Origin of the sequence: Paenibacillus sp. A14, from assembly GCF_036864815.1 — a bacterium.
In the GTDB taxonomy this organism is placed as follows: domain Bacteria; phylum Bacillota; class Bacilli; order Paenibacillales; family Paenibacillaceae; genus Fontibacillus; species Fontibacillus sanfengchensis.
Genome location: NZ_JBAGJD010000004.1, coordinates 472856 through 485207 on the forward strand (window position 1 = coordinate 472856; position 12352 = coordinate 485207).

The 12352-nt window shown below is 49.8% G+C and carries 13 protein-coding genes; 10 read left to right on the plus strand and 3 right to left on the minus strand.

Going from position 1 to position 12352, the window contains the following annotated elements; translation table 11 throughout:
• Positions 1-19: 19 nt before the first annotated feature.
• The gene (gene trmB, locus V4U88_RS13580) at positions 20-727 is read left to right on the plus strand and encodes a tRNA (guanosine(46)-N7)-methyltransferase TrmB (protein ID WP_334073786.1); all 708 of its coding nucleotides are present in this window, start codon (positions 20-22) and stop codon (positions 725-727) included.
• 69 nt (positions 728-796) lie between these two features.
• Here trmB and V4U88_RS13585 read toward each other — a convergent pair whose 3' ends face one another.
• Together V4U88_RS13585 and V4U88_RS13590 are read right to left on the minus strand one after the other, a co-directional pair.
• Positions 797-1936 carry an MGDG synthase family glycosyltransferase gene (locus tag V4U88_RS13585; protein ID WP_334073787.1) on the minus strand — a complete coding sequence of 380 codons (1140 nt, stop codon included), beginning with the start codon at positions 1934-1936 and terminating at the stop codon, positions 797-799.
• A gap of 51 nt (positions 1937-1987) precedes the next feature.
• A complete protein-coding gene (locus V4U88_RS13590) occupies positions 1988-2515 on the minus strand; it encodes a phosphatase PAP2 family protein (protein WP_334073788.1) in 528 nt (175 codons plus the stop codon).
• Positions 2516-3084: 569 nt separating this feature from the next.
• On the opposite strand from V4U88_RS13590, the gene V4U88_RS13595 reads away from it, so the two are divergent.
• The 9 genes from V4U88_RS13595 to V4U88_RS13635 all read left to right on the plus strand — a co-directional run bounded on the left by V4U88_RS13595 (position 3085) and on the right by V4U88_RS13635 (position 11545).
• On the plus strand, positions 3085-4323 hold the full coding sequence (locus tag V4U88_RS13595) for a glycosyltransferase family 2 protein (protein ID WP_334073789.1): 1239 nt from the start codon (positions 3085-3087) through the stop codon (positions 4321-4323).
• Between the two features lie 487 nt (positions 4324-4810).
• Positions 4811-5305 (plus strand): translation initiation factor IF-3, encoded by a 495-nt coding sequence (gene infC / locus V4U88_RS13600; protein ID WP_334073790.1) that lies wholly within the window; start codon positions 4811-4813, stop codon positions 5303-5305.
• Between the two features lie 60 nt (positions 5306-5365).
• Positions 5366-5566, plus strand: coding sequence for a 50S ribosomal protein L35 (rpmI, locus tag V4U88_RS13605; RefSeq protein ID WP_091232353.1), 201 nt, complete (start codon positions 5366-5368; stop codon positions 5564-5566).
• 34 nt (positions 5567-5600) lie between these two features.
• A complete protein-coding gene (rplT, locus tag V4U88_RS13610) occupies positions 5601-5960 on the plus strand; it encodes a 50S ribosomal protein L20 (RefSeq protein ID WP_108464861.1) in 360 nt (119 codons plus the stop codon).
• 320 nt (positions 5961-6280) lie between these two features.
• Positions 6281-7351, plus strand: coding sequence for a BMP family lipoprotein (locus tag V4U88_RS13615; protein ID WP_334073791.1), 1071 nt, complete (start codon positions 6281-6283; stop codon positions 7349-7351).
• Between the two features lie 123 nt (positions 7352-7474).
• A complete protein-coding gene (locus tag V4U88_RS13620) occupies positions 7475-9013 on the plus strand; it encodes an ABC transporter ATP-binding protein (protein ID WP_334073792.1) in 1539 nt (512 codons plus the stop codon).
• Positions 9006-10079, plus strand: a complete 1074-nt coding sequence (locus V4U88_RS13625) for an ABC transporter permease (RefSeq protein WP_334073793.1) — start codon at positions 9006-9008, stop codon at positions 10077-10079. Before V4U88_RS13620 ends, V4U88_RS13625 begins: the two co-directional genes overlap by 8 nt.
• Position 10080: 1 nt before the next feature.
• Positions 10081-11040 carry an ABC transporter permease gene (locus V4U88_RS13630; protein ID WP_334073794.1) on the plus strand — a complete coding sequence of 320 codons (960 nt, stop codon included), beginning with the start codon at positions 10081-10083 and terminating at the stop codon, positions 11038-11040.
• Between the two features lie 196 nt (positions 11041-11236).
• Positions 11237-11545 (plus strand): hypothetical protein, encoded by a 309-nt coding sequence (locus V4U88_RS13635; protein WP_334073795.1) that lies wholly within the window; start codon positions 11237-11239, stop codon positions 11543-11545.
• 3 nt (positions 11546-11548) lie between these two features.
• Here the strand turns inward: V4U88_RS13635 and V4U88_RS13640 are convergent, their stop codons facing one another.
• The gene (locus tag V4U88_RS13640; RefSeq protein ID WP_334073796.1) at positions 11549-12004 is read right to left on the minus strand and encodes a GNAT family N-acetyltransferase; all 456 of its coding nucleotides are present in this window, start codon (positions 12002-12004) and stop codon (positions 11549-11551) included.
• Positions 12005-12352 lie beyond the last annotated feature (348 nt).

Genomic DNA, 12352 nt, shown 5'->3' on the forward strand with positions numbered 1-12352 from the left:
ATAAAGGCGGAGGAATGAGATGCGTTTACGCGGCAGAAAGGGCATCCGGGAGAATCTGGAGCAGCAGCAGGATCTGGTGATTCTAAATCCCCGGGAACATAAAGGAAAATGGTCGCAGTTGTTTGGCGGTGACCGGCCACTTCATATTGAGTTGGGCATGGGCAAAGGACAATTCGTCAGCGGGATGAGCTTCAAGCATCCGGATTGCAACTTTGTGGGCATGGATATGTATGATGAATTGATCCGCAGGGCCAGCGAGAAAGTGCGGAACATCTGGAGCGGGGAGAACGTGGTAAATCCGGACAATGCCAGACTGGCCCTCGGCAACATAGAATCGATAGAGGAGTTTTTTGCACCGGGCGAGGTCTCGCGGATTTATTTGAATTTCAGCGATCCGTGGCCGAAGAAAAAGCATGCCCGGCGCAGGTTGACCCATCCGCGCTTTCTGGAGAAATACCGCTCTTTGCTGAATGAAGAGGGGGAAATCCACTTCAAGACCGATTCCCGGGAGCTGTTTCAATTTTCGCTCAATGCTTTTGCGGCTTGCGGGCTGCAGTTGAGCAACATATCGCTCAACCTGCACGGGGAAGGGATTAACGAGGAGCATGTGATGACCGAATACGAAAGCAAGTTTGTGGGACAAGGCATGCCGATTTACCGCTGCGAAGTGAAGGTTGGGGAAGCGGCTTTGCGCCGGTACCACGAGCATAAAATGGACGAGTTTTAGTCGCCGGCCACCAAAAGGCCTCCGGATGATCCGGAGGCCTTTTGGTTATTTGTATGAATGATGGGTTGATTATTCCGCCAAAACTCTTTTATCTTCGATAAGATCCATGATGGCTTGCGCGCTCTGCAGCGGATAATAGCTGGCGATATGATTGAGCACTTCCTCCCGGTTGCGCACCACTTCTTCATAGTTGTGGGTGAGCCGGTTGATCCAGGCGGTGATATCGTCGAGCGAGCCGATGGGAGTTCCCCATCCTTGGGAAGCGAAGTACTGCGAGTTCTCTTCCTCCTGTCCGGGAAGGGGCTTGTGAAACAGCATCGGAATCCCCTTGGCCAATCCTTCCGTGCAGGTCATGCCTCCCGGTTTCGTGATCAGCAGGTCGGAGACCTCCATCAGCTTGTCGATTTCCCGCGTAAAGCCAAGCAAATGAATGTGCGGATGAATAAAGCGCGGGTCCTTCTTCATCTTCTCCAATGATTTCGTATTGCTCCCAAGGCAGAAGATAATCTGAATCCGGTCCCTGTACGTGGCCAAAAGGGAGCTGACCGCTTCATCCTTCATAAAGCCCCAGCCTCCGCCCATGACGAGCACGGTGGGCATGTTTTTTAGGTTAAATTGGCTCCGGATATCTTCTTTCCGGTGACGCTCCCAAAAATTCGGATGAACCGGTATGCCGGTGATCCTTATCTTCTCCTCTTCCACGCCTCGCTCCAGCAGCTTTTGCTTGACTTGGTCGGTGGAGACGAGGTAGCTGTTGACCTCCCGGCTGACCCAGGTTCCATGAGCGTCATAATCGGTTATGACGGTACAGAGCGGCACATCCAGCAGTTCAAGGCGCTTGATCCGCGATATGATGGCGCTGGGAATAGGATGGGTGCAGACGATAACATCCGGATGCAATTGACGGATAATCTGAATCGTGCGCGTATAAAATATCCGATGTAGGGCAAGTGTCGTTAATCGGTTTAAGGATTTTTTATAGTTGCTGCGGTACATCATGCGGACGAGCCGCGGCTGGGTGGACACCGTTTTCTTATAGGCGGTAATAATGATAGGCGCCACTCTGGGATTTAAAAAGCTTCCCAGTTCGAGTACTTTGGTCTGCACATGCGGCGCTACTTTGCGTAAACTGCTCGAGAGCGCATATGCCGCCTTGGTGTGACCGGCTCCAAACCCCTCGGACAAAAGCAATACCCTTTGTTTTTGCACTTTAGTTTCACCTTTTCCTGCAAGGTTATTCTATCCACTACAATATCCCCTTTACGCCCATAATGCAACCGTACCGAAGGCTACGGAAGAACCGATCACGGCCCCCGCAAGCACGTCGGAAGGGTAGTGCAGCCCCAGGTAAATGCGCGATACCGCCACAATCAAAGCCACGGGTCCGAGAATAAAGGTAAGAACCGGCATCGCTGCCATAAATGGCACAGTCACCGAAAAAATGGCAGTCGTATGTCCGGAAGGAAAAGAATGATCCGTCAGCGGATTTCGAAAGGTATTCGTCCCCGGGAGGGTCAAGTAGGGCCGGACACGCGGGTATGTTTTTTTGGCAAGGGCGACCGGGATATGACTGATGGCCAAGGCGACACCCGCCTGAAGCCCCGTTTTGTTCCAGGGTTCCGGAGCTGCCAGCCAGATGAGCAAGGTGGCGAGGATTGTAAAGACGGCTCCGCCCAGATGGGTCAGGTAGTACAGCCAGAAATTCAGAAAACTTCTGTGCAGTCGTCCGTTAATCCCCACAAACAGTTTCTGGTCCAGTCGTATCAGTTTTTGAAGCAATCGAGTCATAAAGATCCCTCCGCGCTTGGTTTGCTGCAAGAAACCGTTCAGGTTGGTTGCTACATTTTTTACAATAAATCCGCAATCCGCGGCCTTTAAGGACAGGCCGCGTTTGGTGTTAATATACCCTTTTTTAAAATTAATGTGAACGAAGCCGCGTCGTTGATTCAAATAATAGCAAAAAAGTTTAAAGAAAAATGAGTTATTGAGTAAACTTTCTTCGTTTTTTTTCGTTTGTATAATAGCTGCTTTTTTTATATAACGTTTACATATGAAAAAAAGGGGGGGCTAAAGAAATAAAAACGCCAAAAACGGATGAAAATAAGAATAAAACGTACCGATTGCAGGAAGCGACGGTGTCTTAAGGGAATATAGAGTAACTTCCGCCGGATTTTGCGTCCTTCAGGTCTTACACCGGTTTGACAAATGATGCAAAGTCATGGAAAATCGAAAAAGCGTTGAAAAGAAATTTAGATTTTCGCAAAAGAAAAGCAATAAGGGTCATGAAAAACTCCGCACAAGATTTAGAGAAAAAAGACATGAAAAATTGATGGAGTTAAAAGGGGGTACAGAGATTAATGATGGACGCCATTTTGATATCGCTGCAGGTTGTGCTTGCGGTGGTAGGGGTGTACCAGTTCGGTCTGGCGCTGTTTGGCTTGTACAAGAAGAAGAACAAGAGAAACTTTGCTCCGGCGAAATCCTTTGCCGTTCTTGTAGCGGCTCATAACGAAGAAAAGGTCGTCGGCGCTTTAATGGAGAACCTGAAAGAACTGAATTACCCGAAGGAACTGTACGATGTTTTTGTCATTTGCGACAACTGTACGGACGGGACCGCCGACATTGTCAGAAGCCATGGCATGAACGCTTGCGTGCGGACGAATCCCAACCTTCGCGGGAAGGGATACGCCATTGAATGGATGCTGAAGCAACTGTGGAAGATGCCGAAGCAGTATGACGCGGTCGTTATGTTTGACGCCGATAACTTGGCACATCCTGATTTCCTGAACGAGATGAATAACGACCTTTGTTCAGGAGCCCGGGTCATTCAGGGATATATCGACACCAAAAATCCGGAGGACTCCTGGATCACGGCTTCCTACGGGATTTCCTATTGGTATTGCAACCGGTTGTGGCAGCTGTCCCGCCACAATTTGAAGATGGCTAACTTCCTCGGAGGCACGGGGATGTGCTTTGAGACCGAGCTTTTGAAAGAAATCGGTTGGGGAGCCACCAGTCTGGTTGAGGATTTGGAGTTTACGATGCGCTGTGTGGAACGCGGGGTTTATCCGGTGTTTAACTATGACGCCAAGCTCTTTGATGAGAAGCCGCTCACATTCAAAGCTTCCGCGCGCCAGCGTTTGCGCTGGATGCAGGGTCACTTTACGGTGGCCCGTCGTTATTTCTTCCCGCTTCTTTGGAAGAGCATCAAGGAACGCAATTTGGTCAAATTGGATATGGCCTTGTACGGGGTTAACGTCTACATCGTACTCCTGACATTCCTGCTTACGGCGTTAATCTGGGCAGACCAGTCGCTGTTCGGCGGTCCGAACTTTGAAACGCTGTATGCCCATCTTCCGTTATGGCTCTCTTCTGTAGCGATCGGGGCCAACGTGTTTATCTTCCTGGCGGCGATGATTCTGGAGAAGGTCAAATCGAAGAAAGTGTATGCCTACCTGGTGCTGTTCCCGATTTACCTGGTATCGTGGTGGCCGATCACGTTCTACGCCTTCTTCACTCAGAACAACAAGCAGTGGAGCCACACGCAGCATACGCGGGTGGTACGCCTAGAAGAAGTTCAAAGCAAACAAGGCTAATTTAAGGTAGCTCAAAATCCGGCTTTTGATCACGAAGTGATTCTTCCGAAGTCAAGTCGGCGTCGAATCTTGAATTCAACCGGCCCTTCCGGTGCTCACGTAGGCTCCTCTACGCTCCGCTCCTCAGGCCCGGTTTCATCCATGCTACTCGGTGCTGAAAAGCCGGATTTTGATCTTTTATTGAATGGGGGAGCTCAAAACCCATTTTTTGATCGCGTTGCTTGACATGGATTTGAGGGATATGTTAGACTATTCAAGTGTGTTGCAATAACTGTTTGGATTGCAAGCAGAGGCCATGGCTTCTCACCTGACCGACGTTCGTGTTGGCTGGTTTTGATCCAATGATTTATGAATAGGTTTATTCATGAAGAATTGACGATCAATTTGGGATGCGGGCGTGGACCTGTATCCCTTTTTATTTGAGCCATAACCGTTTTTAAGGGACAAGAGAATTATTTGGAGGTGGAGAATTATCAGTAAGGAACATTTGATCAACGATGAGATACGGGCCAAAGAGGTACGTTTGGTGGGGGCCAACGGGGAGCAGATCGGCATCAAACCGATCCGTGAGGCACTTCAAATGGCCATCGACCTGAATCTGGATCTGGTTAACGTAGCGCCGACGGCCAAGCCACCGGTATGCCGGATCATGGACTATGGCAAATTCCGTTACGAGCAACAGAAGAAAGAGAAGGAAGCCCGTAAGAATCAGAAGATAGTGGATATCAAGGAAGTATGGTTCCGTGCCAACATTGAAGAACATGACTTCCAGACGAAGCTTCGCAATGTGATCAAATTTTTGAAAGATGGAGACAAGGTAAAATGTTCGGTCCGCTTCCGCGGACGTGAAATTACCCATGCTGACATCGGTAAGAAAATTCTCGACCGCGTTAAAGAAGAGGTTGCGGAGATTTCCACGGTGGAGCGCCATCCGAAATTGGAAGGCCGTAGCATGATCATGATTTTGGCACCTAAAAATTAAGCGGTATCCCGGCTTGACCGATTGAACCGCGCAGTTCACAAACTTTGAGGGGGAAGTACAATGCCTAAAATGAAAACCCACAGCAGTCTGAAGGACCGCTTCAAAATTACCGGATCCGGTAAAGTAAGACGTTACAAAGCGAACCGCAATCACTTGCTGTCCCATAAGTCCAAACGCGCTAAACGTGTATTGGCAAACAGCCCTGTGGCTTATTCCGGTGACGTTAACCGTTTGAAACAACAACTTGCAAACTTGAAGTAATTTTTTAACACAACTTATTGGGAGGTTTATTAATATGGCAAGAGTAAAAGGCGGATTCGTCGTTCGTCGTCGTCATAAAAAAGTATTGAAACTGGCTAAAGGTTATTTTGGTTCCAAACACCGCATCTTCAAAACCGCAAACGAGCAAGTTATGAAATCCTTGCTTTATGCATATCGTGACCGTCGCACGAAAAAACGCGACTTCCGCAGACTTTGGATCGTGCGTATCAACGCTGCTGCCCGTATGAACGGATTGTCTTACAGCAAATTGATGCACGGTTTGAAACTGGCTGAAGTAAACATCAACCGCAAAATGCTTGCGGACCTGGCTGTAAACGACATTAACGCATTCAACTCGTTGGCTACCGTGGCCAAGGAGAAAATTAACGCCTAATCGGCATGTTTTAGACGGCCGTCGTAACTGGTTGAGAAATTACCGGAAACGACGGCCGTTTTTGTGTTAAATAACGGCACTTGGGGTAGTCTATACATAGAAACGGAGTGGTGTTACCACAGTTTGAACAACCAGAATATTACACATAGCGAACGTTATGTGGCAATTATGTCGAAGGTAAGCGCTTCATTTCACAAAAAGGCGAAACTTATTTAACCTGCGGTCATTAAAAGTATGGATTTTACGCAAATTAAAAGGTATAATCGGTCTGTACATGAAGCCTAGACAAGGTTAAAAATCATAAGGGGGATTTAACGTCAATGAACAGAGCCTTCAAATTTTCTTTAGTCATGGTCCTCGCGCTGACAATGATACTGGCGGGATGCGGCAACAATAAGGGGAAAGCGGGCGAAAGCGGCGCTGCGCCCAATACGGGTGCCGGCAATACCCAGACGAGCGATGAGGCGAAGAAGGGGGCCGATATCAAGGTCGGTCTTGTTACAGACATTGGCGGCGTAAACGACAAGTCTTTCAACCAATCGTCTTGGGAAGCTCTTGAGGCACTGAACAAAGAGCAAGGCATTCAACACAAATACCTGCAAAGTAACAGCAGCGCAGACTATATTCCTAACTTGAACCAGTTCGTGCAGGGCGGTTATAATCTTACTTGGGCGATCGGCTTTGATCTTGGCGACGCTCTGAAACAAGTGGCTGACGCGAACCCGAACGCGAACCTGGCTATCATCGACAGTGTGGTGGAAGCACCTAACGTGGCCTCCGTTACATTTGCCGAAAACGAAGGTTCGTTCCTGGTCGGCGTGGTTGCCGGATTAACGACAAAGACGAACAAGATTGGGTTTATCGGCGGGGCCGAAAGTCCGGTAATTAAACGTTTTGAAGTCGGCTTCCAAGCCGGTGTAAAGGCTGTTAACCCTAACGCGGAAGTGAAAATTACTTACGCTGCCGCTTACGATAAACCGGATATCGGTAAATCGTTGGCGAGCCAGCTGTATAACGATGGCGCGGACATCATCTTCCCGGCTGCGGGACAAACCGGTAACGGCGTATTTAACGAAGCGAAGGCTCGCAACAATGCGGGCGGCTCAAAGGTTTGGGTTATCGGCGTGGACAAGGACCAATCGCTGGAGTTTGGCGATGACGTTACGTTGACTTCGATGATCAAACGGGTGGACGTCGCGGTTAAGAATATTACGCAACAAGTGATCGACGGAACCTTCAAAGGCGGTTCGGTAACGAACCTGACTCTGAAAGATGACGGCGTAGGTCTTCCGGAGACTTCCAAGAAGAATGTAAGCCAGGAAATTCTCGATAAAGTCGAAGAATACAAGCAAAAAATCATCAGCGGCGAAATCACGGTTCCTGCCGAGTAAGCAAGCTTTAATACGGCTGCTGTATTAAGCCGATAGTTTAATATGTACAAGCAGGCAAGGCCAGTGTGTTATCTCAGCTGGCCTTGTTGTTTGCGTAAATCCCATGATGGTGAGGGTGATTTCATGAGTACTGCGGCTACCGTAGTCGAGTTGAAGCAAATCACAAAATCTTTTCCCGGTGTTGTAGCCAATGATTCAATCAGCCTGACCTTACGTAAAGGTGAAATCCATGCGCTTCTGGGCGAAAATGGGGCAGGCAAATCCACTTTAATGAACATCCTGTTCGGACTCTATCAACCCGATCACGGCACGATCGAGATCAATGGACAACAGGTGACGATCGACAACCCGAACAAAGCGATCAAGCTGGGCATCGGCATGGTGCATCAGCATTTTAAATTGGTACAGCCTTTTACGGTCACCGAGAACATTATCTTAGGGATGGAACCGAAGAAGGGAATAAATATCGACTATAAATCGGCGTCCGCCCAAGTGGCTAAACTGTCGGAACAGTACGGTCTTCAGATCGATCCCAATGCCAAAATTCAGGATATTTCGGTCGGAATGCAGCAGCGCGTCGAAATTATGAAGACCTTGTTCCGCGGCGCGGATATTCTCATATTTGACGAACCGACAGCGGTGCTTACGCCCCAGGAAATCATAGAGCTGATGGCTATTATGAAAAGGCTGGTTGCGGAAGGCAAATCGATCATTCTCATCACGCATAAACTGAAGGAAATCATGGAGATTTCCGACAGAGTCACGATTATCCGTCGGGGGAAAGTCATCGATACGGTCGACACGAACAACACGAACCCGAACGAGTTGGCCGCCAAGATGGTGGGACGGGATGTCACATTCCAAATTGACAAAAAAGAGCCGGTTGCCGGAGAACCGGTACTGCAGCTCAGTCAGGTCAAGATGCAAAACAAGAATGGCATTCCCGTGCTGAACGGTTTGGACCTGCAGGTGAGGGCCGGTGAAATCATCGGGATCGCCGGAGTGGACGGCAACGGACAAACGGAGTTGATCGAAGCCATTACGGGACTCCGCAAAATCAATTCCGGTTCCATCAAGTTATCGGGTAAGGAAATCGCCAATCTGCCGGTGCGCAAAATTATTGAAAGCGGGTTGTCCCATATTCCGGAGGACCGCCACAAGCACGGTCTAGTACTCGATTTTTCCATCAGTGAGAATATGGTTCTCGAAACGTACTATAAGCATCCTTACAGCAAGAGCGGGTTTCTCGACCAGCGGACCGTAGACCGCCATGCCACAGAGCTTGTTGAGCAGTTCGACGTACGCACCCCCAGCATTGAGACCAAGGCTCGTTCTTTGTCAGGGGGGAACCAGCAGAAAGCGATTATTGCGCGGGAAATAGACAAGAATCCGGATCTGCTGATCGCAGCTCAACCGACCCGCGGATTGGACGTTGGTGCGATCGAGTTTGTTCACCGGCAACTGATTGAACAGCGGGACAAGGGCAAGGCCGTGTTGCTGATTTCATTTGAGCTGGATGAGATTATGAACGTATCGGATCGAATCGCGGTCATTTACGAAGGCAGAATTGTCGGTGAAGTGCGCCCGCAGGATACGAACGATCAGGAACTCGGGCTGATGATGGCCGGTTTTATGGAGCAGGGAGGACAATCGCATGGATAAATTGCGCAAAATATTTACGCTGGACAGCCTGATCGTTCCGCTCGTAGCAATTTTGCTCGGCCTTTTGGTCGGCGCTGTAGTGATGCTTCTCGGCGGTTACAATCCGCTGGTTGCATATAGCGCATTGATCCAGCGTGTGATAGGCAATCCGTACGATTTCGGGGAGACGATTCGTCAAATTACTCCGCTGATCTTTACCGGTCTTGCGGTTGCCTTTGCGTTTCGTTCCGGGATGTTCAATATCGGTGCGGATGGGCAAGTGCTGATCGGGATGACGACCGCAACCTCCGTATCGCTGTTAATGACAGGCGTATCCTCGAATATCGTCGTGCCTTTGGCAGTCATTGCGGGCGGTGTCGCAGGCGGGCTTTGGGCGGCGATCGCCGGGTACCTGAAGGCCAAGCGCGGGATTAACGAAGTCATTACGACGATCATGTTGAACTGGACGGCTTTATATCTATCCAATTACGTGATCCGTCATTTCTTCCTCTTAAAAGGTCAGAATCGCTCGGAGGATATCGGAGCTTCGGCGGCGCTGACATTTTTGGCGGGGATCTTTAACAATGCGCGCGTCCATTGGGGAACGGTTATCGCCCTGCTCGCGGCGTTGTTCTTCTATGTCTATCTGTGGAAAACCAAGCAAGGGTATGAAATGCGTGCGGTTGGCTTCAATGCGAATGCGGCGGAATATGCCGGCATGAACGTGGGGCGCAATGTGGTGAAGGCCATGTTCATCAGCGGCGTGTTTGCCGGGTTGGCCGGAACTTTTGAAGTGCTTGGCGTATTCCATTATCAATCCGTGTTTGCGGCGTCGCCGGGATACGGTTTTGACGGCATAGCCGTTGCGCTTTTGGGGATGAATCATCCGTTCGGAGTTGTCCTGGCGGGTTCGCTTTATGGTGTGCTTACTTACGGCTCCGCAGGCATGAGCTTTGCGGCGGGGGTTCCGCCGGAGCTGATCAAGATCATCATCGGCTCGATCATTTTCTTCATCGCGGCCCAGGGCATCGTACGGTTTGTGCTTAAACCATTCTACCTCAAGCGCAAGAAAGAGAAGGTGTTGTAATATGGACATTCTTACGCTGCTAGGCCAATTGTTAAATTCAACCCTCGTATTTTCAACAGCGCTGATATTCGCCGCGCTCGGCGGTATTTTCTCGGAGCGGTCGGGCGTCGTAAATATCGGCCTGGAAGGGCTGATGATTTTCGGGGCGTTCGCGGCCGGCGTAGGCACTTATTATGCCCAGGAAGCCGGGCTCGGCGTTATGGCCCCTTGGGTTGGCGTGATCGCCGCAGTTGTGGTGGGAATTCTGGGGTCCCTCATTCACGCGGTAGCAACCATTACGTTTAAGGCCGATCAAACCATCAGCGGGGTCGTCATCAATTTTTTGGCGGCCGGATTGACGGTATACATCGTGAAGCTGATTTTTAACGGCTCGGCCGAAACTCCTCTCGTTAACGTATTCGAGAAAGAAGCGATCCCGGTGCTTCGGGATATCCCGATCATCGGGGAAGGCTTCTTCAACTCGTACCCAACAACTTATCTGGCGCTTATCCTTGTCATCGTTGCCTATTATTTGCTGTTCAAGACCCCTTTCGGACTTCGCCTGCGTTCCGTCGGCGAATATCCCGGAGCGGCCGATACGCTCGGGGTGAATGTCTCGCGGATGCGCTACATCGGCGTGATGATCAGCGGCGCGCTGGCAGGGATTGGGGGCGCGACCATTACGCTCACGACGACAAGTACGTTTGCTCACAATACCATCTCGGGACAGGGTTTCATCGCCATCGCCGCGATGATCTTCGGGAAATGGAATCCGGTGGGCGCTTTGGGAGCCGCGATGTTTTTCGGATTCTCCCAGGCGATTCGGAACTATGTGCAGTTGTTCGAATGGTCGAGAAGCATTCCGCAGGAATTTATTTTCATGATTCCTTACGTGCTGACGATCATTGTCCTGGTCAGTGCGGTGGGGCGTTCTTCGGCACCGGCTGCATTGGGGACGCCTTACGATCCTTCAAAACGTTAGAATTGAAAAAGACAAGAAAAAGTGCGAGCCGCAAGGGGTTTCTTTCCTGCAGCCCGCGCTTTTTTTGCTTAAGGGGCCTATTTCTCCTAATGAAGGAGGCGATGGCGCAAGCGGAAACAAGGCGGCCCGAATATAGTGGTATGAAGACGAATAGCCGGATTTATGGCTAGGGATCCCACATTGGAGGAGGGTTACCATGAGCAAAAAGGTGACAAGGAAAGACGCCGAAAAGTGGCTCGGCAAGTCGATTATCGCCTATAAAAAGGACGGTGGGGTTGTAACGGGCAAGCTGGTCAAAATTAGCGGCAACCGTTTGATCGTTACGCAGAACTCCGGAAAAAAAGTCAAAACTAAAGCGATTATTCCGCTGGTTTTATTCGATTTGCTTGCGATCGGCGCATCCCCTTACGGTGGCTACGGCGGCTATGGTGGCTACGGCGGTTACGGCCCGTATGGACCGGGGCCTTACGGATATCCTTACGGCGTAAAGCCCTACTTCTGGTGATTTTTATCGACGGGCAAGCAGTCTTTTTTCCAATTCATAGCACCCTGAGGGTTGGATAAAGCGAACGGTGCGGTATCCCAGGTTACGGTAAAATTGATGGGCCCGGGTATTATCGCGGTCCACCAAGACTTTGGCCCGGGAGCATCCGCGGGAACCGGCGAAATTTTCGGCATGGGCCAGCAGCGCTTTCCCATGCCGATTGCGCCGGTGCGCGGGAGCTACCGCCATCATATCGATATATAAAAGATCACCGTGCACCATGAAATGGATAAAGGCTATGGGATCGGATTCGTAATAAGGAGATACGACAAGCGTTACGCCCCTCGTCAGCCGTTTGGGCAGATCTTTCAAAACGGCGTTTAACTCTTGCGGAGGCAGATTGGAAAAGGGGACAAGCTCCTTTTGGATTAATTCGAAAATGACCGGATCATCCTGCTTTGGCCTTCTGTAACGTATCATCCGCTCTTTTACCTCCTCCGGGATGACTTTGAATGAAAGATGCGCCACCCGAATAAAATTAGGCGCTTTACTCTATCATATGACGTAAGGAGGGCAAAGCGTTCCAGCCAAAACCAGCCGGATTTAAAGTCAACGGCAAACTCGGATTTTTCTCATCGCGTTGCCTGCGCTGAAATTCGTTTAAAAAACTGGCTCCAAATGGGTATTGACTCGAGATGTAAACTAATCATATAATGTTTCTAAACATTTTAACGATTACTGCAATCGGCAATCGGCGATGAAGAGGACGAAGGTTTAAGGGCTCTTTGCTCAGAGAATGGATGGATTTGCTGAGACCATCCTGCATTA